Annotated in this window: 40 protein-coding genes and 1 pseudogene; 29 read left to right on the forward strand and 12 right to left on the reverse strand. The window is 40.8% G+C overall.

Annotated features, from left to right (window positions below; genetic code table 11):
- The first annotated feature begins 185 nt into the window (after positions 1–185).
- Both ACIPUA_RS17965 and ACIPUA_RS17970 read left to right on the forward strand, forming a co-directional pair.
- On the forward strand, positions 186–455 hold the full coding sequence (locus ACIPUA_RS17965; protein ID WP_449059410.1) for a hypothetical protein: 270 nt from the start codon (positions 186–188) through the stop codon (positions 453–455).
- A gap of 3 nt (positions 456–458) precedes the next feature.
- Positions 459–884 carry a hypothetical protein gene (locus ACIPUA_RS17970; protein WP_449059409.1) on the forward strand — a complete coding sequence of 142 codons (426 nt, stop codon included), beginning with the start codon at positions 459–461 and terminating at the stop codon, positions 882–884.
- A 51-nt stretch (positions 885–935) separates the two neighbouring features.
- On the opposite strand, the gene ACIPUA_RS17975 is transcribed toward ACIPUA_RS17970, so the two are convergent.
- From ACIPUA_RS17975 to ACIPUA_RS18025, 11 genes and pseudogenes are all read right to left on the reverse strand, one after another.
- Complete coding sequence (locus ACIPUA_RS17975; protein ID WP_449059408.1) at positions 936–1,190, reverse strand: pyocin activator PrtN family protein; 255 nt, start codon at positions 1,188–1,190, stop codon at positions 936–938.
- A 38-nt stretch (positions 1,191–1,228) separates the two neighbouring features.
- A complete protein-coding gene (locus tag ACIPUA_RS17980) occupies positions 1,229–1,801 on the reverse strand; it encodes a 3'-5' exonuclease (protein WP_449059407.1) in 573 nt (190 codons plus the stop codon).
- A 9-nt stretch (positions 1,802–1,810) separates the two neighbouring features.
- Positions 1,811–2,329 (reverse strand): hypothetical protein, encoded by a 519-nt coding sequence (locus ACIPUA_RS17985; RefSeq protein WP_449059944.1) that lies wholly within the window; start codon positions 2,327–2,329, stop codon positions 1,811–1,813.
- A gap of 2 nt (positions 2,330–2,331) precedes the next feature.
- Positions 2,332–2,988, reverse strand: coding sequence for a hypothetical protein (locus tag ACIPUA_RS17990; protein WP_449059945.1), 657 nt, complete (start codon positions 2,986–2,988; stop codon positions 2,332–2,334).
- Between the two features lie 210 nt (positions 2,989–3,198).
- Positions 3,199–3,714 (reverse strand): annotated as a pseudogene (locus ACIPUA_RS17995) (YfbR-like 5'-deoxynucleotidase); the annotation flags it as partial.
- A gap of 54 nt (positions 3,715–3,768) precedes the next feature.
- The gene (locus tag ACIPUA_RS18000; protein WP_449059946.1) at positions 3,769–4,596 is read right to left on the reverse strand and encodes a YfdQ family protein; all 828 of its coding nucleotides are present in this window, start codon (positions 4,594–4,596) and stop codon (positions 3,769–3,771) included.
- A gap of 60 nt (positions 4,597–4,656) precedes the next feature.
- Complete coding sequence (locus ACIPUA_RS18005; RefSeq protein ID WP_048608734.1) at positions 4,657–5,016, reverse strand: hypothetical protein; 360 nt, start codon at positions 5,014–5,016, stop codon at positions 4,657–4,659.
- A 199-nt stretch (positions 5,017–5,215) separates the two neighbouring features.
- A complete protein-coding gene (gene csrA / locus ACIPUA_RS18010) occupies positions 5,216–5,395 on the reverse strand; it encodes a carbon storage regulator CsrA (RefSeq protein ID WP_449059947.1) in 180 nt (59 codons plus the stop codon).
- Between the two features lie 261 nt (positions 5,396–5,656).
- Positions 5,657–6,298 (reverse strand): hypothetical protein, encoded by a 642-nt coding sequence (locus ACIPUA_RS18015; protein ID WP_449059948.1) that lies wholly within the window; start codon positions 6,296–6,298, stop codon positions 5,657–5,659.
- Positions 6,299–6,315: 17 nt separating this feature from the next.
- Positions 6,316–6,546: a hypothetical protein gene (locus ACIPUA_RS18020; RefSeq protein ID WP_449059949.1), complete on the reverse strand. Its 231-nt coding sequence runs from the start codon at positions 6,544–6,546 to the stop codon at positions 6,316–6,318.
- 114 nt (positions 6,547–6,660) lie between these two features.
- The gene (locus tag ACIPUA_RS18025) at positions 6,661–7,323 is read right to left on the reverse strand and encodes a LexA family protein (RefSeq protein ID WP_449059950.1); all 663 of its coding nucleotides are present in this window, start codon (positions 7,321–7,323) and stop codon (positions 6,661–6,663) included.
- 95 nt (positions 7,324–7,418) lie between these two features.
- On the opposite strand from ACIPUA_RS18025, the gene ACIPUA_RS18030 reads away from it, so the two are divergent.
- The 22 genes from ACIPUA_RS18030 to ACIPUA_RS18135 all read left to right on the forward strand — a co-directional run bounded on the left by ACIPUA_RS18030 (position 7,419) and on the right by ACIPUA_RS18135 (position 18,266).
- Positions 7,419–7,613 (forward strand): Cro/CI family transcriptional regulator, encoded by a 195-nt coding sequence (locus tag ACIPUA_RS18030; RefSeq protein ID WP_449059951.1) that lies wholly within the window; start codon positions 7,419–7,421, stop codon positions 7,611–7,613.
- A gap of 36 nt (positions 7,614–7,649) precedes the next feature.
- Positions 7,650–8,111: a YmfL family putative regulatory protein gene (locus ACIPUA_RS18035; RefSeq protein WP_449059952.1), complete on the forward strand. Its 462-nt coding sequence runs from the start codon at positions 7,650–7,652 to the stop codon at positions 8,109–8,111.
- Between the two features lie 80 nt (positions 8,112–8,191).
- The gene (locus ACIPUA_RS18040; protein ID WP_148699142.1) at positions 8,192–8,407 is read left to right on the forward strand and encodes a hypothetical protein; all 216 of its coding nucleotides are present in this window, start codon (positions 8,192–8,194) and stop codon (positions 8,405–8,407) included.
- The gene (locus ACIPUA_RS18045; RefSeq protein WP_112307916.1) at positions 8,397–8,579 is read left to right on the forward strand and encodes a DUF4222 domain-containing protein; all 183 of its coding nucleotides are present in this window, start codon (positions 8,397–8,399) and stop codon (positions 8,577–8,579) included. Before ACIPUA_RS18040 ends, ACIPUA_RS18045 begins: the two co-directional genes overlap by 11 nt.
- A gap of 14 nt (positions 8,580–8,593) precedes the next feature.
- Positions 8,594–9,724 carry a replication protein 15 gene (locus ACIPUA_RS18050; RefSeq protein WP_449059953.1) on the forward strand — a complete coding sequence of 377 codons (1,131 nt, stop codon included), beginning with the start codon at positions 8,594–8,596 and terminating at the stop codon, positions 9,722–9,724.
- Positions 9,721–9,969, forward strand: a complete 249-nt coding sequence (locus ACIPUA_RS18055; protein WP_449059954.1) for a hypothetical protein — start codon at positions 9,721–9,723, stop codon at positions 9,967–9,969. Before ACIPUA_RS18050 ends, ACIPUA_RS18055 begins: the two co-directional genes overlap by 4 nt.
- On the forward strand, positions 9,969–10,607 hold the full coding sequence (locus tag ACIPUA_RS18060) for a phage N-6-adenine-methyltransferase (RefSeq protein ID WP_449059955.1): 639 nt from the start codon (positions 9,969–9,971) through the stop codon (positions 10,605–10,607). The genes ACIPUA_RS18055 and ACIPUA_RS18060 overlap by 1 nt, the downstream gene beginning before the upstream one ends.
- A 1-nt stretch (position 10,608) precedes the next feature.
- The gene (locus ACIPUA_RS18065; RefSeq protein ID WP_449059956.1) at positions 10,609–11,070 is read left to right on the forward strand and encodes a hypothetical protein; all 462 of its coding nucleotides are present in this window, start codon (positions 10,609–10,611) and stop codon (positions 11,068–11,070) included.
- Complete coding sequence (locus ACIPUA_RS18070; protein WP_430261707.1) at positions 11,070–11,252, forward strand: hypothetical protein; 183 nt, start codon at positions 11,070–11,072, stop codon at positions 11,250–11,252. Before ACIPUA_RS18065 ends, ACIPUA_RS18070 begins: the two co-directional genes overlap by 1 nt.
- Complete coding sequence (locus ACIPUA_RS18075) at positions 11,245–11,628, forward strand: hypothetical protein (protein ID WP_449059957.1); 384 nt, start codon at positions 11,245–11,247, stop codon at positions 11,626–11,628. The genes ACIPUA_RS18070 and ACIPUA_RS18075 overlap by 8 nt, the downstream gene beginning before the upstream one ends.
- Entirely contained in the window at positions 11,613–11,996 is a 384-nt protein-coding gene (locus tag ACIPUA_RS18080; RefSeq protein WP_449059958.1) for a RusA family crossover junction endodeoxyribonuclease, read from the forward strand. The genes ACIPUA_RS18075 and ACIPUA_RS18080 overlap by 16 nt, the downstream gene beginning before the upstream one ends.
- A 15-nt stretch (positions 11,997–12,011) precedes the next feature.
- Positions 12,012–12,680 (forward strand): phage antirepressor KilAC domain-containing protein, encoded by a 669-nt coding sequence (locus ACIPUA_RS18085; RefSeq protein ID WP_449059959.1) that lies wholly within the window; start codon positions 12,012–12,014, stop codon positions 12,678–12,680.
- Entirely contained in the window at positions 12,673–13,215 is a 543-nt protein-coding gene (locus ACIPUA_RS18090) for a DUF968 domain-containing protein (RefSeq protein ID WP_449059960.1), read from the forward strand. The genes ACIPUA_RS18085 and ACIPUA_RS18090 overlap by 8 nt, the downstream gene beginning before the upstream one ends.
- Positions 13,216–13,237: 22 nt before the next feature.
- On the forward strand, positions 13,238–13,903 hold the full coding sequence (locus tag ACIPUA_RS18095; RefSeq protein ID WP_449059961.1) for a bacteriophage antitermination protein Q: 666 nt from the start codon (positions 13,238–13,240) through the stop codon (positions 13,901–13,903).
- Between the two features lie 183 nt (positions 13,904–14,086).
- Positions 14,087–14,287 carry a TrmB family transcriptional regulator gene (locus ACIPUA_RS18100; protein ID WP_164565494.1) on the forward strand — a complete coding sequence of 67 codons (201 nt, stop codon included), beginning with the start codon at positions 14,087–14,089 and terminating at the stop codon, positions 14,285–14,287.
- 133 nt (positions 14,288–14,420) lie between these two features.
- Complete coding sequence (locus ACIPUA_RS18105) at positions 14,421–15,473, forward strand: DNA-methyltransferase (protein ID WP_449059962.1); 1,053 nt, start codon at positions 14,421–14,423, stop codon at positions 15,471–15,473.
- Between the two features lie 64 nt (positions 15,474–15,537).
- Positions 15,538–15,861: a hypothetical protein gene (locus ACIPUA_RS18110; RefSeq protein ID WP_449059963.1), complete on the forward strand. Its 324-nt coding sequence runs from the start codon at positions 15,538–15,540 to the stop codon at positions 15,859–15,861.
- Between the two features lie 271 nt (positions 15,862–16,132).
- On the forward strand, positions 16,133–16,402 hold the full coding sequence (locus tag ACIPUA_RS18115; protein WP_004912034.1) for an HP1 family phage holin: 270 nt from the start codon (positions 16,133–16,135) through the stop codon (positions 16,400–16,402).
- On the forward strand, positions 16,402–16,872 hold the full coding sequence (locus ACIPUA_RS18120) for a lysozyme (RefSeq protein ID WP_449059964.1): 471 nt from the start codon (positions 16,402–16,404) through the stop codon (positions 16,870–16,872). The genes ACIPUA_RS18115 and ACIPUA_RS18120 overlap by 1 nt, the downstream gene beginning before the upstream one ends.
- Positions 16,854–17,036 carry a hypothetical protein gene (locus ACIPUA_RS18125; protein ID WP_449059965.1) on the forward strand — a complete coding sequence of 61 codons (183 nt, stop codon included), beginning with the start codon at positions 16,854–16,856 and terminating at the stop codon, positions 17,034–17,036. Before ACIPUA_RS18120 ends, ACIPUA_RS18125 begins: the two co-directional genes overlap by 19 nt.
- Positions 17,023–17,535, forward strand: a complete 513-nt coding sequence (locus tag ACIPUA_RS18130) for a hypothetical protein (protein ID WP_449059966.1) — start codon at positions 17,023–17,025, stop codon at positions 17,533–17,535. The genes ACIPUA_RS18125 and ACIPUA_RS18130 overlap by 14 nt, the downstream gene beginning before the upstream one ends.
- A gap of 71 nt (positions 17,536–17,606) precedes the next feature.
- Entirely contained in the window at positions 17,607–18,266 is a 660-nt protein-coding gene (locus tag ACIPUA_RS18135) for a hypothetical protein (protein WP_449059967.1), read from the forward strand.
- A 6-nt stretch (positions 18,267–18,272) separates the two neighbouring features.
- Here ACIPUA_RS18135 and ACIPUA_RS18140 read toward each other — a convergent pair whose 3' ends face one another.
- Positions 18,273–18,758 (reverse strand): GIY-YIG nuclease family protein, encoded by a 486-nt coding sequence (locus ACIPUA_RS18140; RefSeq protein ID WP_449059968.1) that lies wholly within the window; start codon positions 18,756–18,758, stop codon positions 18,273–18,275.
- Between the two features lie 301 nt (positions 18,759–19,059).
- Here ACIPUA_RS18140 and ACIPUA_RS18145 point away from each other — a divergent pair, with 301 nt between their 5' ends.
- Genes ACIPUA_RS18145 through ACIPUA_RS18165 form a run of 5 tightly spaced genes read left to right on the forward strand, consistent with a single transcriptional unit; the run spans position 19,060 to position 24,347 of the window.
- The gene (locus ACIPUA_RS18145) at positions 19,060–19,644 is read left to right on the forward strand and encodes an RNA polymerase subunit sigma-70 (protein ID WP_449059969.1); all 585 of its coding nucleotides are present in this window, start codon (positions 19,060–19,062) and stop codon (positions 19,642–19,644) included.
- The gene (locus ACIPUA_RS18150) at positions 19,619–21,592 is read left to right on the forward strand and encodes a phage terminase large subunit family protein (protein ID WP_449059970.1); all 1,974 of its coding nucleotides are present in this window, start codon (positions 19,619–19,621) and stop codon (positions 21,590–21,592) included. Before ACIPUA_RS18145 ends, ACIPUA_RS18150 begins: the two co-directional genes overlap by 26 nt.
- A 9-nt stretch (positions 21,593–21,601) precedes the next feature.
- Positions 21,602–21,853: a gpW family head-tail joining protein gene (gpW, locus tag ACIPUA_RS18155; protein ID WP_096864638.1), complete on the forward strand. Its 252-nt coding sequence runs from the start codon at positions 21,602–21,604 to the stop codon at positions 21,851–21,853.
- Positions 21,853–23,496 (forward strand): phage portal protein, encoded by a 1,644-nt coding sequence (locus ACIPUA_RS18160; RefSeq protein WP_449059971.1) that lies wholly within the window; start codon positions 21,853–21,855, stop codon positions 23,494–23,496. The genes gpW and ACIPUA_RS18160 overlap by 1 nt, the downstream gene beginning before the upstream one ends.
- Positions 23,493–24,347, forward strand: coding sequence for a S49 family peptidase (locus ACIPUA_RS18165; protein WP_449059972.1), 855 nt, complete (start codon positions 23,493–23,495; stop codon positions 24,345–24,347). The genes ACIPUA_RS18160 and ACIPUA_RS18165 overlap by 4 nt, the downstream gene beginning before the upstream one ends.

Here is a 24,347-nt window from a genome sequence, read left to right on the forward strand (position 1 = left end):
ATGCTCGATGGGATGCACCACAATTAAATATCAATAAGTTATAAAATCATGGTGCGCTATTGGTGTCCTGCTAAGTTTGTTTTTCTTATTCAGATAAGCATTCAAATGCTAATGAATAAAAATATTTTATGCTATCATTACAAAATAACTAGCAAGGTAAGCAAACAATAGGGAGATAAACTTGTATGCCTGTATTTATGGTACAAACCTCAGGTAGTCCAGAAAAGGTTGAAAAAGCTATTAATGCTATAGTTCCCCAAGGAGATAGGTATAAAATTGACTCCAAAGCTTGGGTTGTATCTAGTCCTAACAATATTGTTACCCCTAAAGAATTTTATGAGTTATTGGAATCTCATACAGTAGATCTCAACAATACTATAGTTACTCTTTTTACCGCATACTGGGGAAGGCACAATAGGGAACTGTGGGATTGGTTAAGCGTTAAAAAGGGGTAGTATATGAGTAAAAAAATGGACTTAAATGGCACTCCAAACCCAAATAGCACACCTAGTTCATCATCTGATAACTCTCAACTGCAATGGGTTATGCAGGAATTAAATAGATTATCGGCATCTCACAGTGCTATCAAAATTACTTTAGAAAATCATATAACTTCTATTACTAACAAAGTAGAAGTAAATCATGAAATTATTAAAGATAGATTAGATGACAAGTGTGATAATTTAAATCAAAAAATAGCAGATAAGCATGACACTATTTTAACAAAAATAGATGATAAAAATGACATACTAAGAGAATCAATACTAAGGTCAGAACAAACTGTTATTAACAAGATAAAAGATAATCAATCAGCGAATATTAGATGGCTTATAGGAATTGCAGTTGCCGCAGGTATCGCACTTTATAAGGTTTTCAGCTCATAATGTATACATGCTAGCTACATAGTAATAGCATTTTGTAGCTAGCATGTTTATTTAGCTTTGAATTTTATCAAATTCTTTTCTAGCGATGTTTCTTTGTTTATCGATCCATTCAGCTAAGTCACTAATATGAACCATTCTTGGTGATTTTTGGCTATTTTCATCTCTGTATGTTAAAAATGGTAATTCACCTAAAGCTGCTTTTTTATCTGCATATGCTGGTGTCAAATTTAAATATTTTTCAGCGACTATCTCTAGTGGTATCTGAGATGTTCCACATTCAGCCATTAATAAAAACATTGTGTTCATATTTATCCCCACATATCTGCCGCATACAGATTTAAAAATTAAATATCGTCGTTAACTGGTTTAATCAAATGCTGGTGGATAATAGACACATACTTAGCTTGATGGATTGCATCAGCTAATGCGTTGTGTTGTTCTCCTTCAAATTCGAGCGTACGCTTAGGATCAATACCAGCACTGCGACCAAGTTCTACAATGGTGCGAACATCACGGTTATTATAAAATTTCCAGAATGGCTCTAAATCACATACGTTATAGGCATTAGCTAAAACAACATTGTCAAAATCACTACCATTACCCCAGACGCAAATTTTATTCGATAAATGCTCTTCAGCAAACATAGACAAACATGTAAGCGTATACATAATAGGCTCTGCGCGCTCATCAACAATAGCGGCTCTTGCTTCACTGCTTTGCTTCATCCACCAAAGAACGGTATCGGCATCAATATGAAGCCCAACGCGCTCACAACTCGTTAAATCAACCGTGCGGTAGAAAGTAGGACCAATTTCACCCGTTGACGGCTCAAAAGCTACAGCACCAATAGAAACAATAGCGGCATTACCTTTATTGCTCATAGTTTCCAGATCTACCATTAAGTGCTTATATTTCATTGTTAGTCCTTATTTATCTAATTTATAAAGTGGTGTGACTTTAAGTGGTGAACCATGAGATTGAAAATGGATATCAATATTTTCAGATGCAACCGCATCAGTTGTGAATTGCATTTTTTCATCATGAAATACAGGGTACATCCAAGCTACAGGCTGCAAGTTATTAATACGCTCTAATTCTTTTTGTATTTCAGAGTATTTATCAGCTAACTTAACTACTAAACGGATTAGTTTTGAGTTTTCTTGCTCCCTTGTATCAAGTAACTTATGCCATTCGGCATCATCAGCGCAGAATGCTTCAATCAATTTAGTACTATCTTCGTTAATTTGAGAAATACGCTCAATATGCTCACAGAGGTTAATTACCTTATGGTAATTAGATAAAAGAGCAAAATATTCATATGGCGAACCATGACTCCAGTCGTCTGTTAATTCATTTTTTAGCCACACATAATCATATTTATTGACCTTCAACTTGATTGCGGCGGCTTTTAATTCTTTGGCTAATTCAAGCATTTCATTATTCATAATCACACTCGCTTAAACTCAATAACCCACACCCACGGATTACTTTCATAATTACAGTCAGGCTTACTAACTGAATCCCATAAGTGACGAAACCAGCAAAATGCATCAGTACTGCCGCCAGTTAATTCTCTCTCCAGCGGATAGCCTTCAGCTTTAAAATCATCGTCGCTAGCTTCTTGCAGGCGCTCTACGCGAACATCAGTAATTTCTAGTGTGATACGTGAAGCCCAGCGAGGCATATTGCTTGAGGGTCTCCAGCCTTGCCGAAAATTATCATCACTGTCAATAAATTCAGGTGTCGCCGCACCGTCAGCCTTGTAAACGCAATTATCTGATTTCTCGAATATATGATGCCCCTTGAACGGTGGCTCATCATCTGTGTAATTAATCAATGGCCCTTGCCATGTTTCACGAACCCAAAGGCGATCACCAATTTCACCAAACGGGCAATGCAATCTAATAGAGTTTCCACGCATGGACAGGGTGTTATTAGACCAGCAGGCCCTACCTTCATCCTTTGAGTGTATGCTTGATGTTACCCAACCATGAAAGATATGATTGCTTGTCGCGCCTTTAACTACGCTACGAGTTTGAGTTTTGCGGCCATCAATGATGGCGCGTACCATTTCAGCATTAAAAATAATTCCGCGCTCTTTCATATCAGCCACCTAAACAATAATTCTGTAAACTGAATTAACTGTTTGTATATAGCCATCGGTTAAATAAGTATCGATATTGATAACTCGCGATGTTTGAATAGGATCGCCATCTTGAAAGCGCTTTTTCTTATCTGAATAAATGTCACCCCACGCACATTCACCGCGAATTGTGCTTAACCTTATATCAGCATCGAATTCAGGTATGGTTCCTGTTAACTGGTTGTAGCGATAAATAAACATTGCTCGCGCTTGTATAGGGGATAGTGGGCTAACTGTAATTAAATCAGTTGCTGGAATACCGTCTAAAATTGACCAGTAGTTATTACCGTCAACTTCTAAATCGCGACGTTCCGTAGCTAGCATTGTTAAATCAGCATAATGAACAACATCACTTAAATTAGTTGGTAGGTTCCACTTGTCAGTTATTGTCTGTTGTACTCTGCGCTCAATTGTCTTGTATTCGGGTAACAGCGCTTTCAATGGGCTAGGTAAGTCTTTGCAATAGGCTTCTGATGCATCGTGTAGTAATGCTTCTAACGCATATTCTGACGGTACAATTTGACTAACATAAACAGAATGCTGAGCAACAGAATAGAATTGGCTAATTTGCCCAGCAAAGCGACATTCATTAGATAAACCCTGAGCAATATCATTAATATCGATATCATTCGCACTGATATTGATAAAGTTAAAATGCTTTCCTGTAAAAGTTGAAATATATGACATGTTCAAATCTCCACACTACAAATAGCGCCACTAAACTAGTGGCGCATAAATTAATTAAGCTGAAAAATTCCCAATGAATGTTTCGATCTGAGTGCCTTCAAATTTAGAAGCAAGTAGATCACGAAATTCCTGCGCCATTTGCTCTTCTAAATTTTCAAGTTGAACAATACGAAGAATCAATGCTGGCGTATCGTGTGAAGTTAAAATGCTATAGCGAAGTTTAATTGCGCGTTCTTGCAATTCTTCATACGGAGTACATTTGAACTCAAAAACAGCTGGCATAATGTCTTTGCTTTTCGCTTCAACACTTTCCATTACAGAACGGTTTGCCGAAAAATCACTATCTTCATGATCTGATGAACGGCTTGATTCAATAGTAATTCGACGGACAGCACCAATAGCTTGCTTAATATCCAGAACATTACCTTCAGCATCGAAAGCTAATAAGAATTCGCGCCAATCTTCCAACCACTCGGCAAGCTCTTTTTGTCCTTGTTTGCGGCCATTAACTGATAGAACAGCAGAAAAAGGGGATGTTTTTTTCAGGCCAATTACAGCTGAGTTATCCGCGTGACCAGGAGCTGCAATAGTACCGAGGTTAAAGATAGTTTTTGCACTCATATCTTCAGCATCGATAAAACAACGAACACCAGGAGTATCAGCATAACCAACACTATATTTTACGAAGTCGCTAATGCTGGTGGTTTTTAGTGCACCACGGAAGCGATAACGACCTTCTTGATATCTCTCTAGACTAACAATTTCAAGTCCATCAGGTTTGGCAACAGCAGGGCAAGGCATACTTTCCACAGCACCTAAGCGAACACCTGAAATAGCTAGTTCTGTAATTTTAGAAATAGCATCACCATTTAATTGAGACATAAAGGCTCCTACTTATTTAATAAAGTATTTTTAAAGATTGATATTTAGATTAAAAAGAAATTAATTAACTTGTTTTAATTTGCCGTCAGGTGCACCATTAATTGCAAATAATTGACCTTGGTCTTCTTGCAAAATAGTAAGTTTCCCACCTTTATTTACATACATTGGTGTTTCTGTTGTATCTTCTTCTGATTGCTTACCGCGTCGAGTTGGTGTGACGAACTTCAATTTATGTGAAACTTTCACTCTATTTTCATCAAATTGAGTAATTTTAAAAACAATTTGAATTTCACCCGTACCACCATTTTTATTAACACCACCACCGACAAGATTTAATGCTGCAGAAATTTTATTCTGAAATGTGCCTGCATCTAATTCAGAAAGAAAATCTGGAACATTTGTTTTTCTATCTTCACTCATGAGTAGATCCTCATTATTAGGTTATTACTCCACAAATAAGACCGCTAATAATAATTAAAACATATTACCTAGTATGGACTGATTAAATATCAGCGGTCTTATGTGTGATGTAAAAAGGGTGGCTACTGAATAGAACATTATCATCAACCTCGTAGTGTGGAAGATTCAGGTCGCCACCAAAACTATCAATAACTACTTACTAGCACTGGCGTTTTTTTTCATCCTGAATACGTTTATAAATTTCCTCACGGTGTACAGCCACATTCTTTGGTGCTTCAACACCTATTCGGACCTGATTACCGCGAACTCCCAATATGGTAACTGTAATTTCATCACCGATCATGAGCGCCTTACCAACGTTACGTGTCAAAATAAGCATATATCCCTCTCCACTACTCCACATGAAAATTAGTGCCTGGTTATTTAGCCACATCAGGCGGCTGTGGTATTCTTGGAAGTTCCTACACAACCAAGAAGGTATAAATAATGTCATTTAAAGATATAGTTCAAAGCCATACTATTGAGCTTGGTGATCTACTTCGACAACTTGAAGGTTATCCCCCTGAAACCCGTGTTTATTTCGGTGGTCTTGATTTTTATCGCATAAATAAACAGGGTGAAAACCTTATTCAAATTGAATTTAATCAGTCGGTTTATCGGACAACCGAAGATCTCTTGGTGGTTGAAGATCATTCAAAATAGCTGCCGCATATACATTGGCTTTTGCATAATTAACGGGGGCGTAGCTTTCCTCTATTCTCCCGTCGATAACTCGATTAAATTGCACTTCATTCTTACCTAGCTGAATAATCCATGAAGCCGGATATTTTTCAGGGTGTAAAATGTGCTGTATAGTTGGTTTCCAAGCATTTAGTGAATTTAATTTGTTATCAACGCCTATTGGTGCAGCGCGTGAGGGCTCTTTAATTGCCTCAGATAAGCGAAAAAGAAAATCACTAGGTTTAAATTCCATCGTAACGTTATTGTCAGGCTCAGAATTTACTTTCATATCGCAAAGCTTATTTACAAATTCTGTATTATTGATGGCTAGATAAATAAGGTCTTTAAATAACTGCTCATCAATAGTTACCAAATTGCTAGTGGTTGAACTAACCATTGAATATTGGTTTTTTGCCTCTTCTAATGCTTGATCAAGGGCAGTAACAATCCGATCTTGCGTTCCGTCCTTTAGCCATTTAACTGCCATACGTCCGCTTTTTGGTTCTTGCCTGAACTCCCAGCGAATATCAGTATTTTTCTCATCTATTACAGTGACTTTCATCCTGAATACCCCACGAGTTAGGCGCTGATGGTGACTTTACAGAGTTCCTGCTGGTCGAAGATTTCGTCATCAAGCTTTTCAATCTTGCGCTGCAGTTCGGCCTTGTCTTGTTCATATTGAGCTTGTTTAGCTTTTAGTGATTCAAGCGTTTTGAATTCAGATGCTTTTTTTAGAATCCATGCCTGAGCGTCTTCCTGCGACATTGGCACGCTAAAGGTAACAATTGGTTCGTTTGAATTGAGTTGCATGATCTTATTCCCATTGATTGCACTTGATGTAACAAAAGGTACATTAGGTTACATCAAGTGTCAATAATAAAATGTGAAATAAGTTACATTGATTTTTTGAGGGCTGTTTGAGGGTTATAAGTTTTGCACTACCTGTACTACTTTTCCGATAATTCTGCAATTTCCATTTATCAAGATGGGGTTGAATGATGGATTCAGAGGCATTAGGTAACTATAGGGTGAATCCCATACTAGTTTTTTTATCGTAGCTTCCGAGGTTCCATCTAAAATGGCTACAACTATTTTTCCATATAAATCATCAACATTTCCATACTCTGTTTCTACAATAACAGTAGAACCTTCAGGTATCGTTGGGGAACCATTAGGGTTTGTCATAGAGTCACCTCGGACATCAAGGCCAAAAGCACTATCGGAAACTCTTACAGTAGTTCCAACCCATCGGATAACATCATCTATAGTTACGGACTCGCATGTTGAATTCCATAACCCTGCTTGAACTGAAGATATAACTGGTACCTCTATTACAGTTAGTGGCTTTCTTGATGGGAATAGCTCTTTTTCTACAGGGGCATTTTTCCCATACAGTATCCACTCAGCTGACGTCTCTAGCACACGAGCTAAGTTTTGTAGGTTCTCACCGTCAGGTTTAGACACGCCAGTTTCCCACTTGGTTACAGACACACGGCTAACTCCTAGCTTCTTAGCCAAGATTTCCTGTGTAAGATTTAACTGAAGGCGTCTAGCCTTAATTCTGAAATTCATGTCTTCTTTTTTCATGTAACCAATGTTACATCATTTCGATGTGAAAAGTGTTTGCTTGTTGATGTACCTTTTGTTACATTTCAATCTAAACTCAAACAAGAGGAAACAAAATGTACAAACAGAATGTTATTAACTTTTTTGGTGGTGTTCAAAAAACCGCCAGCGCTCTGGGGATTTCTCATCCTGCTGTAAGTCGGTGGAAGTCGGTAATACCCGAAAAACAGGCGCTGCTGGTGGATAGATTAACAAATGGGCAGCTCAAGTATGACCCAGAACTTTATCAAGACAATATCAAAGCTAATTAATTAAGTTAACTACCAGAAAAAAAAGGAATTGTAGATATGTGCAATCAAACACTTAGAGAAGTTGTTAAAGGAATGTGCAAAGGATATCCGAACGGACGTGCAGGAATGGCTGGCGCATTAGGTATGTCAGAAAACACATTTAACAACAAATTATATGAAAAAAATGGCTGTCGTTTCTTTGAACTTCAAGAGTTAGAAGAAATGGAGATGTTATCAGGAACAGCGTTGCTATTTGAATATCTCAAAGGAAAACGAAATCAGATTGAAGCAGGAAAAATCAAGGCCGAGCCGTTAGATAAGGTGGATTTGTTCGAAATTCGAATGAATTTAGACGCTAAGTACGGTTCGCTGTACGCATTGATGCAAAAGTGTGTTGCTGCTGGTTTTGCTACGGACGAAAAGCTAAGGGCAATGGAGAGGGACTTAGGTGAAATATTTTCGTATTCAAAGGGATTTTTAGAATCATTTAAAACTGTATATAGGGCTGAGAAATCATGATTTCACTAAGAGAGGGTGGCGCTCAGGATATGCGGTCCCGAGCGCCGAGCGTCAAAACAAAGTGTGGAGTAATGAACGCTATGAACAGTTTAAATCAGTTACAGCCAAGAAAGCAATTTAAGTGTTTGCTTACTTCTAAAAGTGACTCAATTCAATATGTAGAGATCATAACGTTAGCTGATGAATCAGGCAACTACCAGACTAAACAACAATTGGTAGACAAAGATAGCAGTGAATTCAAACGTTGTTGGGCTGAATACTATTTCCGTAGTGGGAGAGGGGGACATGTCCAATGAAAAGCATAAAAACCTTAACCGTTACTTCCGAGATAGGCGCGGTATCGTCGTTAAAGTCATTGAGTGGGATCCGTACCAAAAGCGGGTCATCTTCATGTGGGGCGATTATCCACATCGGTGCTTTGTTCCACTTTGGTTATTTCAGCGTGATTACACAGAAGTCGAAGATTAAAAGTGGTGATAGGTATGGCAACTAATACATTTGATGTTGTGCAAGCAATGTCAGGGCATAAAAACGTAATTGTTATACCTGTGCCTTACCTTGAGTTTTTTAAGGGTGATCAGCAAGCTCATGCTTTGGCTGCAATACTGAATCAATTGGTATTCTGGTCAGGTGTTGCATCGAGTGCAGAGGGTGGATGGTTTTATAAGAGCCATGAAGATCTTGCTGATGAAATTAAAGGGCTGTCAGGTGAAGAGCAATCGCGTAGGCTGGTGGATAAATTACGTAAAAAATACTTCCCCGGCATCATTGAAACTAAGACTAAGAAAGTAAACGGCACTCCAGTAACGCACTATCGATTAGATGGTAATGCACTTATCTCAATGATTTTTCCTGCAATTTCTGAAACGTCGAAAGTGAGGAATGGAAACGTCGAAATCGACGAATCCAATCGTCGAAAATGCGGAATGGAAACCGCAGAAATGCAGAATCATGGAAACGTCGAAAATGCGGATTCCTATCTTTATACAGATCTTAACTCAGATAATAACTTACAGATCAGTAAACCCCTTTCGTCGCAGAATTCTAGCGAATCCAGCGACACGGCTGAGAGTGATGTTTCTAATAAAAATTTAAATTCAGCGGTATCGAGTGCGAATGGCCAGCTATGGGGAACGCTGGAAGATTTAGAAGCAGCCAAGTGGATGTTTAAGCGCATTCAAGTTATCAACCCGACCCAGAAAGCCCCTAAGTGGTTTGATTGGGCAAATGATATCCGCTTGATGCGTGAAATTGATGGTCGTACCCATGAGCAAATTTGTGCGTTGTTTGACTGGGCTAGCCGTGATTCGTTTTGGCATAAAAATATTTTAAGCACAAAAAGCCTCCGCAAGCACTTTGACACGCTGACCGTTAAGAGCAAAGAAAATCCACATAAAAAATCACAAGCATCAGCCCACAACCCTGAGTGTGATAAGGCCTTTAAGCGTTTCTTAGGCCAATCTCTTCCAATTGAAAATCCAACAGAACTTGAAAACTTAGTGAGGCGTGATGCAAGCAATGCAGGCGTTAAGCGCATGCAGCCAGAGTGGGCGCAGAAAAAATGGGTAAGTATCTGGAATGACCATGAGCAGCGTTTAGGAGGAGCAGCATGATGCGAAGTGAAACTAAAACAATCTATGGCGTTGACGTGCTAGGCATGATTGCCATGTTCAAACAGCTACGTAAATGGCGCACTATTCGCAAGCTTCGCAACAGATGGAATCAATCTCGTCGTGATTTAGTCACCTGTAGAAAGTTTCGCCACTTAAATCATTATGCTGACGATTTTCAAGTTCAACAGCGTTATAAGCATATGCGCGAGTATGTTAAATCCCACCAGCAACAAGGTGCTATCTAATGAACAAATATGTACAAAGCCTCGATATGCTCAAAGCTAAGCCCCTGCATAAGCTAAATGAAATTGGGGATCAGTGGTGCACTCCAGATGAATTGTACTGGGGTATCAGTTCAATATATGGACTATTCACGCTTGATTTATTCACTGACGGTGAAAACAGTAAGGCACCTCATTTCTATACGGCCAAAGATAACGCATTAACACAGGATTGGTCAGCGAAGTTAAAAGAAATTGGTGGTGTTGCTTTTGGTAACCCTCCGTACTCACGCAGTTCATATCATGAAAAACAGGCAATCACAGGTGTTCGTCACATCATGTCTCATGCCTCAGCAATGAGGGAGTTAGGTGGCCGTTATGTCTTTTTATTGAAAGTGGCAACGAGTGAGGTGTGGTGGCCAGAAAATGCAGATCATGTTTGCTTTATTCGCGGTCGTATTGGTTTTGGCGTTCCGAAGTGGTTTAACCCAGCTGATGAGAAACAAAAACCAACCGGTGCATTCTTTGCCGGGGCTATCGTTGTTTTCGATAAAACATGGGATGGAAAACCATTTGATTATATCCAGCGTGAAGATCTAGAGGAGCGAGGCAGAACATTCATAGAGCAGGTTAGGTGGTTAGCTAAGAGGGTGACTGCATAAAATGATAACTGAACACAATTACACTCAAGGAATTGAAGTTATTAGAATTGGACGTGAGTTTGAGACAGTAAACGCTTCAATCTTAAAATCTGTTGCTAGCTATTCACCATCCGCAGCGCACCGAACTTTTGAAATGTTAGAAAAAATTGGCTGTATAAAATATGTCGGTAATTTACCAACAGTAGAAACAAAGCAACGTTCAAAGCAATACAGCATCGATCCCCATGCGATTACAAAGCTAAAAGTAGTGTGGGAAGCAAAGCTAAAAAATAGAGAAAGCAAAAAAAATCAAGCAAAACAAATCATTAAGTCAACAATCCACATAAACGAGGTTAAGCCCGCAGCAATTTTAAAAGGAAATAATTTTGAGTGCGGGATCAGGGTTGTTGAAAAGGCTTATATAGGGGACATGGGGAATAAATCACTTAAGCAGTTAGATAAGTTGCTGGCGGAGGTGAGATAGTGAAAAACAAAATGCCAGAAATTCATCAATGCAAATGTGGCAGTGAAGATTTGCACATTCAAACCCTAGAATATCGCACTTGGTTTTATGTTTATTGTCATAGCTGCGGAAAAAAAAGCCCTGCAGTAAACGATAGAACTGAGGCTGTAAAATTATGGAATGAGGTTGTGACAAATGGCTAGCAATAAATGCATGTTCTGTGGGGGCAATGCTGATTTGCATTGCGATGGCGTTATTTGCTACATCGGTGAGCGAAATGATAGTGGCGTACTATCCCGATTCTCATCGGCTTACACTTGCGACGCTCCTATGTGTGCAAGTTGTTCCACTTTCCATGGAAACCTTCACTGGCGCAAGGGGCGCTCAGGTGGCTGTGAATCAATTGATTATTGCCCTATTTGCGAAAGTCAGGAAATAGGCTTTGGTCGCAATTATATATTTGATGACATTGGGCAGGTTAAAATTTATCGCCAAGCTCACTACTCCAAGTTTAATTCAGCTAAAGGTAATCACTTATCTGCTATCCGAGGCGGGGGACAAATATGTCTGGATCTCTAAGCCTTGTCCTACCTTTCCCTCCAAGTGTTAATGCGTGCTGGCGGAATATAAACGGTAAAACGTTAATCAGTGCAAAGGGACGGGCATTCCGGGCAAATGCAATGGCCGCTATCTACGAACAGCTACGCAAAAGACCAAAAGCTATTACTGAACACGTGTCAGTCATTGTGAAGATGTACCCACCCACTAATCATAGGAGGGATATTGATAATTATTTAAAAGCGCCATTTGATGCATTAACACATGCCAATATTTGGAAAGACGATGATCAGGTTAAACATGTTGATATGCGGTGGTGTGAAGTAGTTAAAGGTGGTCGATTTGAAATAACAATCAACCTACTTGATAGCGCAAATGCGGTTGCGTAAATGTGGAGAAATTATATGAATCAGTTAGCGATAAAAGCATTAACAATGTCGAGCGTTGAAATATCGGAATTAGTTGAATCTCGTCATGACAAAGTTAAGCAGTCTATAGAACGCCTAGCGGCGCGAGGTGCAATTCAACTCCCCCCAATGGGGGAGGTTAGAAATCATCAAAACCAAGTGGTACAAGTTTATCAATTAAATAAACGTGACAGTTATGTTGTCGTGGCTCAATTATCACCAATGTTCACAGCAAAGCTGGTGGATAGATGGCAAGAGCTAGAAAATCAAAAATTGGTACCGACAACATTCTCTGAAGCCTTGCGTTTAGCCGCGGATCTGGAAGAAGAAAAACAACAGCTTGAAAATAAGTTAATTGAAGCCGCTCCGAAAGTTGAGTTCGTTGATAAGTATGTAAAAGCGAATGGCTCTATGACTTTTCGCCAAGTTTGCAAAATGCTTGGTGCTAAAGAAAATGACTTCAGATGCTTTTTAATCGATAGGCGGATCGTTTACCGACTGAATAATATTTTAACCCCATACCAACCTCATATCGACGCTGGACGATTTGAAGTTAAAACAGGGGTAACCAAAGAAAGTTCTTATGCATTCTCACAAGCAAGGTTCACAGCAAAAGGTGTTGGTTGGATAGCAAGCAAGTGGATGGAGAGTCAGGCCCATGCATAAAGCTTCCATACTTACAGCGAATACGGTACCAGACTTGGGGTTAGTAATATTTCGACCAGGAGTGGGTGAGATATCAAATTTTAATGGGCGCATGCTAATTATCCCGGTACCTAATTCATTAAATGATAAATCAGTAGGGCCTATCTCTCTTTCTTCATCATTCCTCAGCGACGAATTTAATGATATTGAAGAGATAAAACAGGTATTAAAACTAACTGTAGATCCTGAGCCACCAGCTAGCTTGATGTTAAATCCGAAGCTACAGCGCTGGACTAATGATAAATACCTTCAGTGGGTTAAATCACAGCCATGCTGCGGGTGTGGTGCTATTGCTGATGATGCTCATCATATTATTGATCATGGCCTTAGCGGTATGGGAACAAAGCCTCACGACTTTTTTGTCATTCCTTTATGTCGCGTAGATCATAGTGAGTTACATCGAGACCCTAAAGGGTGGGAAAAAGAGCACGGAACTCAAATAGAGTTTTTTATTAAATTGGTAAATAAGGCATTTGCCCTAGGTGTATTAGGTTAATGTGGCAGCAGGAGATAACAGCATGAATTATCAATATTTAGAGTATCTTCGAGCAAGTGTGACCTTAGCATTAGCCAATATTAACGGAGGAACTAAAGGGCAATTAGATGCGTTTCAAGGTGCAGCATTAGTAAGAACGAGTAGATTCAAAAGAAATAAAATGCGTGATAGTACAGGGGCAATGCGTGAATCGGATCCCGTTAAATGTACTGAAACACGGATAAGTAAATCACCGATGCCACCGATACTCGAAACAACATTCTGTCTTAGTTCATGGCGTCGTGCAGTTAATAAGTTAGATGAAGCTCATAAGGCATGGCTGTTGTACTGTTATGCATATGATTTGGATTATGACCATCAAGTAGAAATATGTAATTACGTGTGGGAGCAGTTTAAACCCTCACTATCAGGGAAACGGATCACTAAAAAGGTAACGGCCAGATTAATGCAATTGGTATGGTTAGCGGCACAAGATACCGCTTCAAGGTTTGGGGAAATACTAACACTTGATAAATATACCGATACAGCGTTAGCAAAATTAGTCGGTGTCAGTAAGTCAACATGGTCAGAGATATATCGGGATCATTGGACTATGTTGGTTTCTATTGTTGAGCGAATAGATCGTGAGGTTTTGTTGTCTGTTTCAAATATTAGAAATGAGTCACGTTCTTGCAATTTAACATCATAATACTTGCAAAACCGAACAAAATAAGCCATATTTAACACTAATTTGGTATGTTGCCAAAATTGTTTATAACCTCGCAATGCGGGGTTTTTTTATGCCTGAAATAAACATAAGACTTGCTGTTACGATTGGTCAGAGTTACATGTGTAGTTATGCACAATAACTAACCAAAGGTTTGAAATTATCATGTTAAAACATGTAGATATGACAGAAAAAGCAAGGCTTGTTTTTAATGCGGTTACTGATGTGCCAGCCACGGCAGGTGAGGTTTCGCAGGATGCTAAGTTAACAGATTCATGCTGCCAACTAATACTGACACAACTTGTCATGGCTGGGTTAATCAAAGAAAACATCAAAGAAAGAACATATCAAAGCATTCAACTGTGAAAAATGGGCGGCTGGTGGGTGTTGACGCACTCCACCAGCCATCTGCCCGTTGTAAGAGGTCACGGACAAACCAAGGCCCACCGCTTTTACGCGTAAAGCTAGGTGAGCTTATCAAAAAAGGTTCTCCTGATCTATGAAAAACACTGTAACTTTAAACAGTATAAATTTAATCAATGATGACTCACTCCGCTATATAAAGACACTTCCAGATAATTGTATTGACCTAATCGCAACCGACCCGCCATATTTTCAAGTTAAAAGCTGTAGTTGGGATAATCAGTGGGAAAATGTTACTGCATACCTATCTTGGCTTGATGAAATGCTGGCGGAGTTTTGGCGGGTTTTGAAACCAAACGGTAGCTTATATATGTTTTGTGGTTCAAAGCTGGCTGCAGATACTGAAATATTAGTTCGTGAGCGGTTCAATGTTTTAAATCATATCATTTGGGCTAAACCGTCAGGACCATGGCGAAGAGCGTGTAAAGCTGATCTGCGTAGTTTTTTCCCAAGTACAGAGCGCATTATATTTGCAGAACATTACCAATGCCCTTACAAAGGGAAAAGTAGTGAATATCTGCAACAATGCCGTGAACTTAAAGAAAATGTGCTTAAGCCGTTGATTGAGTATTTCAAGCAAGCCCGTGATTTGTTAGGAATAACGGCAAAAGAGATCCACAAAGCAACAGGTAAGCAAATGGCCTCACATTGGTTTGGTTATAGCCAGTGGCAGCTACCAAGTGAACCGGATTATTTGAAGCTTCAGGATTTATTCAAACGTGTTGCAGATGAAAAATTAAGTAAAAATCCGTTAGATCGTGAACACGCTGAACTAGTGATGCAGCAAGCAACATTAAGGCGTGAATATCATGAATTAGCTGAACAATACCAATTATTACGTCGCCCTTTCACTGTGACCGTTGATGTTCCTTATACCGATGTTTGGAATTATTCATCTGTACAATATTACCCCGGTAAACATCCATGTGAAAAACCCGCTGAGATGATGGAACACATTATCAATAGTAGTAGCCGTGAAGGTGATGTGGTTGCTGATTTCTTTATGGGATCTGGGGCAACAGTAAAGGCAGCATTAAAACTTAACCGCCGAGTTATCGGTGTTGAATTAGAAACCGATCGTTTTGAACAAACAAAGTTAGAGATAGAGCAGAATAAACCGCGTCAATAGTTGTAGTGGCGTACAACAGCTTGCCTGAGCTAAATCAGGCATTCATTTTTCGTTGAGGCCCAGTATGCAAATACCTACAGATCTAGTATTTAGACCCGCTAGCGAATTACCAACCGCAGATATGGATAATCGAGATGTTATTGTTATTAATCCCTGTGATGGTTGGCATACGGGAACAATAGAAGTAGATAGAGAGGGTGATGATTGTTATATCGGTATTTATCCTTTTGCCGGAACTGAAATGACACCTCATGACTTTTATATTGCATGGGCACTTTTACCCGATATTGATAGCTTGATCGACAAGTTTGATGGTGAACGATTTAACAATCGTCATTGCTGCATATGCAAACGGTGTGATCATTCCACTGCAGAGCATAAAAGTTAACTTGTAAGTAATCCTTACAGGTTCAACCATCCGGTATTTCCGGATAGTTCATATGTAACTTAAGTATTTGAAAACATTATCGTACGTAATATTTTTAAGTTAAATTTCACATATTCGGTTATTCCGAACAACTGATTTCAAGGCTGCGCATTGAGTGGCCTTTTTCGTATATAGCCACCGCAAATCACTATCAACATGTTTAATTACTGCAATTAATTTTCTGGTGGCTACCTATTAACTAAATATCGGGCACTCCGTAGGGGGTGAAATTATGCGTATGGATAAATATAGCAACGCAGCCTACGGCAGTGCTGGGCTTACAGCATTCTTTGCAAGCTTATCACTTTATGAATGGGGTTTTATTATCGGGATGGCATTCAGCATCATCCTAGGCTTAGCGACTTTCTTCATGAATAGGCGGGAACAACGAAAGCGAACTCGTTTATTTGAAGATCTGGTCAATAAGACTGACCCACAAAACCCTTCAGCCACCGCACGAAAAGCCGCTGAACTTATGGCGAAAGCACCAAAGGATATCTAATGTCACTCAAACAAAAACTAACTGTGCTTGCTAGCGCAGGGGCTACGGCTATCGCTTTAACAGTGATTGCACATTTTGAAGGTGTTAGATATGAGCCCTATGAAGATGTGGGCGGGGTATTAACGGTCTGTTACGGTCATACGGGGAAAGATATTGTTCCCAATAAAACTTATACCAAAGAAGAATGCAACGAGCTGTTAGAGCTGGATTTTATGAGAACTAAATTACAGGTAGATCGTCTGGTTAAAGTTCCTGTTGATGAACATACAAAAGCCGCGCTTTATTCATTTGCTTTCAACGTTGGCACTGGTGCATTTGCTAAATCGACAATGTTGAAAAAGCTAAATGCAGATGACCAATACGGCGCTTGTGAAGAGCTTAAAAAATGGGTTTACGTTGGTGGTAAGGTATGGCGTGGTCTAGTTAATCGCAGAGAAGCGGAGGCTGCTATATGTCATGGAAACCTATAGTAGCTGTAATTTGCTTTATGCTACTCGCGATATCAATTATTGCTTTTGGCGCTTACCGTATGACAGATAACACATGCGGCATTGATAAGGCCAGCTTAGAAAAGCGCTGTCAAAAAGCTATCGACCATTATAAGGGCAGGCAAGTTAATTATGAAATTCGATAAATCATTCTGGCTATTCATTATGGTTGTAGGAATGGGCTGGTGGGTTGTTACTGTTCACGATGATAATAAGCTGCTGAAAAAAGATAATGACAGGCTTCAAGTCGATAATGACAAACAAAGCAAGTTAATTGCTGAGCAGTCCTTCGAATTCAACCGCATCAATCAAATAACAGGTACCGCTTATCGAAACGGCATTATGTCTAAGGCAGAGTCACAGGAGAAAATTATTGAATACAGAACGATTCTTAAGAAAGAGCCGACTTGTGATCTTATTGTTCCTCAGTCTTTTACTGATGGGGTGCTCGACGACACATACCGTTTACGAGCCAGCACTTTGTCCGGCGATCCCAAGCGAGTTGACACAACAGGTGTTGGTTTCACTCCCTCCCGACAATTAACTTATTGTCAGGCTATCGAATGGATACCTTATTTATTAGCAAACCTAAAGCAGGCCAATATTCAATTAGATGCGCTCGACCAAATAAGGCAACAAAGATAACTTTCTACAAACGTCATTCTTTGAGTGGCGTTGATAGAGCTTTAACTGGTTGCTATTTTCAGGAGTAAATTATGGCTAATTTAACTGATTTAGCTAATCAACTAAGAACTATTCGTAAGCAAATCCCTTTCGCGACAGCGCAAGCACTGACTAGCACAGTACGTAAAATAGAAAATGCACAAAAGGTTGCATTGCAACGTAATTTAGAAAGCCCAACACCTTTCACTGTTAAGAGCATTAAAAGCCGCGGGGCACGTAAAAGTGATCTACGGGCTAAAGTGTTTGTAATGAAAACGGCTGCCACATACTTGGAGCCGTTTGAAGAAGGTGGAATTCATAAGCTTAATGGTTCTGCATTGCTTAACCCTAAAAACATTAAGCTAAATAAATACGGTAACTTACCTAGGAATAAATTAAATAGTTTGAAAAATAAGGATAATGTTTTTGTTGGTGAATTATCAACAAGATACGGGAAAGGTGTTAATGGTGTTTGGCAGCGGAAAAAAGCTAAAAAAGTAAAGAAAAATCGTAAGCGCCTCAGCAGATCCCCTAATGGTACTCGACGTGAACGCGCTCCTAGCAGACCCCCTAAGTTACTTATTCGATTCGGTGATGCTCTGCCTGTCCAGCCTGTACTTGGATATCAGGATAGGGCACAACGAATGGCACAGGCTTTATTACCACAGGAAATAAGCCGGGCACTTGAGGAAGCTATGCGCACGGCTAAATAGTCAACGTTACTTCTTTCTTGTTGGTAAGTACATTTCACCATCAAAGATATTAGGAACACCATTACCATCACTAGTAATCGTATTAAAATAAAGTTTTGTTTTTTTTGAATTAAAAAGGTTATGGCCTTCACTTAGTGCTTCAGCTATCAGGAATGTTTCTACCTCATCTAGATAGGTAGGAATATCGCAGCTTTGATGCATACGGATCTCTGCAAAGGAAAGTAACTTAGCACCCTTTTTTGCATCTTGAATATGGTCAATCAATTTTTTAGCATTGAGCTGTTGGGTGATTCGACGTTTCAAATCTGACGCTTTTCCGATATACAAACATTCATGTGTATCAGCAAATTTTCGCCAGAAGATATATATTCCGGGTGTTTTAGGGATTTCTTTTATGCAGTCATGACTATCTTTGTATTCAATGTCGTTAAGATTAATTGCATCATACCAATCTAAATTGATATCTGCTCCGTAAACTTCATTATCACTCATGTGAATATCCTTTTAGTAGTTTTGGTATATTTTATACGGATTATATAGAAAATGAATCACATAAATTTTTTGGGTCCTTCCTAGCACTTTGCTATTTCACGGGCATTGCGCGCCGCGTTCTGCGTCTAGCTACAAAATTTTGAATTTGTGTCCCATGTCCCATGACGTGGGATGAAGCCTTTTAATTTTATTTCAAAAGTTTACGTTAAAAATCATTAGGGTTTGTGTCCCATGTTTTGTGGGGCATGTCCCACGCAATGTCCCATGTTCCCAATGTCCCATCTCAAACGGAAAATGTCCCATGTCCACGATGAATATTTCTGATTATGCCAAACATACTGGTGTGAACCGCAAGACGATCTCACGCTGGATGAAGAGTGGGCAATATATCGTGATGTCTGGAGACGAAATTAATGTTGATGCAAGTGATAAGAATTTAAAAAAATACCGAGATAGTAAAGATCCTCGCACTAAAAATGCGACAAGAAAAACTAAAAAAGCCCCTGAAAAAAAAGCAGCGAAAGAAAAGCCAGACTTTCAGCAACAAGCTGAGTCTGTTTTAGCTGGGCTCGTTTCCGGTGATGTTGAGGTTCGTGATTTAGAAGAGTCACGCGCTATCAAAGAGCATTATTTTGCGGAACTTGCCAAGTTGGAATATGAAGAAAAATCAGGCTTGGTTTTGCCGTGGCAAGACATGATCAATAAAGTCGGTGAGGAATATCACGCAATGCGGACACGACTAATCGCTATTGCTCCAGAGCATGGGCCTCGCTTGCGGTCATTGGCAACCACATCTAGCGACGCTGAATTTGTCACCGCATTGCAAGATATTATCCACGAGGCGATGGAGGAATTAAGCCTTGACCACAGTGAACAGGGGGGATAATGCATGGCAACAATTCACCCGTGCACTGGTTCAGAAGCGTGCCGATGTCAAACCTCCAGAGCCTTTATCATTAAGCGAGTGGGCGAATAAATACGCGGTATTATCGCGTGAAAATGCCGCACAAACAGGTCGATTTCGTTCATTTAAATATCAAGATGGCATGATGGATGCTATCACTGATCCCACTGTTACTCAGGTTTCTGTGATGAAATCAGCGCGAGTGGGCTATACCAAAATTCTTGACCATGTTGTTGGCTATTACCTTTCTCATGATCCCTCACCGATTTTAGTAGTACAGCCTAGGGTTGAGGATGCGGAGGATTACAGTAAGGGTGAGATTGCCCCCATGCTACGTGATACGCCTGTATTAAAGGCGATTGCAGGGGAGGCGAAAGCGAAAGACAGCGGTCAAACTATCCTGAAAAAACAATTTTCAAATGGAGCCAATTTAACGCTTGTGGGGGCAAATTCACCGGGCGGGTTCCGTCGTATTACATGCCGAATAATTTTATTCGATGAGGTGGATGGTTACCCATTTGGTGGTGCGGGTGCAGAGGGTGACCAAATTGCATTGGGTACTAAACGTTCAGAAACATTCTGGAACCGGAAGATAGTGCTCGGTTCAACACCAACGGTTAAAAACGTTAGCCGGATTGAAAAGGCGTATGGTGAAAGTGATCAGCGTCGTTATTGGGTTCCATGCCCTCATTGTGATGAATATCAGATTTTAGAATGGGGGGGACCCGATACGCCTTATGGCATGAAGTGGGATAAAGACAGCGAAGGCAATGGGTTACCAGAAACTGCCTATTACGTTTGTCGTCACAATGGCTGTGTTATTCATGATAACGACAAAGCATTGATGATTAAAAATGGTGAGTGGCGAGCAGAAAAGCCGTTTACTGGTCATGCAGGTTTCCATATTTGGGCTGCTTACAGTTTATTCCCCAATGCATCATGGCCTAACTTGGTGAAAGAGTGGCTTCGCGTTAAGGATGATCCGTTAATGCGACAAACGTTTATTAACCTTGTGTTAGGTGAACCTTATGAAGATCGAGGGGAAAAAGCATTGAGTGAGAAAAAATTACTTGAACGTTGTGAAGTTTGGCCAGCCGATGTGCCCGATGGTGTCGCAGTTTTAACGGCTGGCATCGATACCCAAGATGACCGTTTCGAAATTGAAGTGGTCGGATGGGGGCGCAGTGAAGAAAGTTGGTCTATTGCTCATGACGTGATTGAAGGTGATTTAGAAACTGATGAACCATGGGAACGGTTGGATGCCTATTTAAAACAAATATGGCGCCGTGCTGATGGTCGAGGGTTTACGATCATGGCGGCATGTCATGACTCCGGTGGACACCATACTCAGAAAGTTTATGACTTTTGTAAGGCACGTTTAGGCCGTCGAATTTGGGCGATAAAAGGGGAATCAGCTCGTGGTGGTAAGCGTTCTCCCATCTGGCCAACAAAACGAATTACATCCCGATCCAAAGCAGGGTTTAAACCCATCATTATAGGTGTCAATGCGGCAAAGGACTCTATTCGAGCACGTTTGCATTTAGAGCCACCAGAAGGCAATGAGGCTTCGCCTGCTTATATGCATTTCCCGATTGATCGTGACTTACATTATTTCAGCCAACTACTGGCCGAAAGGTCGATAGTTAAAGTAGCTGGTGGGCAACGCTACCGAGTTTGGGAAGCTATTCCTGGTCGAGCAAATGAAGCGTTGGACTGCCGAGTATATAGCTATGCAGCATTATGCGGATTGAATTATATGGGGCTTAAGTTGAATGCATTGTCTGACAACATTACGAACAACCCTGATCGTTTGATCTCACCACCTGAAAAACCTGAGCAAAGAATTGATTTTCGATTACCTGGTGCTGTTATTCCAGAGAATTTGGAAGATAAACCAAGGCGTAAGCGGATATCGCAACTATTACCTTAAGGAGTGCCAATGTCACAAATCAAAACGCTGTTGACGGGCATGAGCCAAGAGCAGCTTAAACAGGCACTCAATCAAGCACAGCAAGCCTATATTGATCTCTCAACAGGTGCTAAAGGCGTTTCATTTTCGTATACGCAAGGGGATGGAACGCGCTCAGTATCTTACCAGCAAACAAGCCTTGGTGATTTGTTGGCCTTAATTCAAACGATACAGGCCATGTTGGGGATATCACGCAGGCGACCAATTAGGGTGAGATACTGATGAGTGTAAAAATTCTTGGCTTAAATGGAGAGCCGTTACCACCATCTAATGCCAAACTAAAATTTAATGCATTATCAGGTAGTGGGCGAGTTCCCTATGATGCCGCTGATTCATATAGTGATCAGTTAGCTAATTGGCAGCCAGCACTGTGGTCACCTGACAATGAAATCAATATTTACCGTGACCGCATCGTCTCTCGGATGCGTGACCTTGCTCGTAATGACGGTTGGGCATCGGGCACGATCACTCGGGTATTAGATAATGCGATTGGTGCAAATTATCGACCAATATTTAAACCTGATTATCGAATGCTCAAGTTACTAACGGGTAATAAAGCATTTGATGCGACATGGGCTGATGAATACGGGAAAGTTATTGAAGCGCATTGGCGTTCTTGGGCAAATGATCCGGGGCGATATTGTGATGTTGAGAGAAAGCAAACTATCTCGCAGATGTTACGGCTCGGGTTTCGTCATAAGTTGCTTGATGGCGATGCACTAGCCGTTATTCAGTATCGACCAGATCGTCTTGGCGCAGGAAAAGGACGTTATGCAACAACAGTTCAAATCATTGACCCCGATAGGTTAAGCAATCCTCAGCAAAACTTTGACCAAGCCAATGTCCGTGGTGGTGTCGAAATTGATAGTGATGGCGCTCCAATCGCTTATTACATGCGTGAAGCGCACATGGGTGATTGGTATGTTGCTGATAAAACGGTTTCATGGAAACGTATTAAACGTGAAACCGCATGGGGCAGACCTAATGTTGTTCATGATTTTGACCACGAACGGGGGGCTCAACATCGTGGAGTTGGAATTTTAGCTCCTATTGTTCAGCGACTTAAAATGCTGATTAAGTACGATGAATCAGAGTTAGAAGCCGCAATTTTGAATGCGATTTTCGGTGCTTATATCGAAAGCCCCTATGATGCACAAATGGTGTCATCAGCATTGGGTGATACTGGTTTTGGTGATGGCGAAGAGCTCAGCGCTTATCAAACGCAGCGTGCAGAATATTATGAAGATAAGCGCCTAAACTTACAAAACGGTGCTCGAATTCCTCATCTATTTCCTAATGAAAAAATCGTCACCTTATCCGCAGCTCGCCCAACCAGTAATTTTGATGGTTTTGAAAGTGCAGTATTGCGGAATATTGCCGCAGCAACAGGGCTATCAACTCAGCAAGTGACACAAGATTGGTCAGATGTGAACTATTCATCTGCTCGAGCTGCGATGCTTGAAGCATGGAAAACCCTAACTCGTCGTCGTGATGATTTTTCTATCGGGTTCTCACAGCCTATTGCTTCTGCATTTGTTGAAGAGATTCATGATACGGAAGACTTGCCACTACCAAATAGCGCACCTGATTTCCTTGAGGCGAAAGCGGCGTATTGTCGTGCTCGTTGGATGGGGCCGGGTCGTGGATGGATAGATCCTGTTTCTGAGAAGAAAGGTTCAATTCTGGGTATGAACGCTGGTTTATCCACACTTGAAATGGAAGCCGCAGAAAACGCAGGTGAGGACTGGGAAGAAATGCTTGATCAGCGTGCGCGTGAAATTAGTGCTTTTGCTGAACGTGGCATTCCATTACCGGAATGGGCTGAGCCAATCCCTCAACAAACTAATAATACGGAGGCCAAGTGAATTTACCGCACTTAGCGCAAAAGCTATTTAATACCCCTCTGGCCATACATCCTCAGAAAGCGGAGGTAATTGTTTCATCACTAACAGAACGGTTAGGTATCACGCAGATCCGCAGTTCTATGATGGAAGATGATGACGAGTATTTCAGCCGCAAGGCCAGGAAGGACAGTGGTTATGACGTACTGGAAGGTATCGCGGTTATTCCAGTATACGGTACGCTGGTGCAGAAACTCGGAACCCTGAGACCTTACAGCGGCATGACAGGCTATGACGGCATCCGTCGGGTATTTCTGACCGCAATGAATGATCCAGAGGTAAAGGGTATCTGTTTGGATATAGATTCACCCGGTGGAGAAGTAGCAGGTTGTTTTGATCTAGTGGATTTGATTTATGCTGAACGCGGCAAAAAACCGGTCTACGCCATCCTGTCCGAAAATGCGTATTCAGCCGCTTATGCAATTGCCAGCGCGGCCGACAAAATTTATGTCCCGCGCACAGGTGGCGTCGGCTCGGTCGGCGTGATTGTCATTCACTGTGACTGGTCACAGCACATCAAAGATGACGGGCTGAAGGTATCCATTATTACCTATGGGAACCGCAAAGCGGAAAGTAACCCGTATGTGGCGCTGAGTGACGAGGCGAAAGCCGCTATTCAGCACGATGTCGATGAAATGGGGCGTCTGTTTGTGAGCACTGTTTCCCGTAACCGCGGATTATCTGAGACGGTTGTCCGCAATACACAGGCTGCCTGTTATTTGGCAGCTGAGGGCGTACAGATGGGGCTGGCTGATGTGGTAGCTAGTCCTGATGTCGCATTTCAGGAACTGATGAAAGAATCCGGAGTAATTTAA

Source organism: Providencia sp. AGC89 (assembly GCF_053543535.1).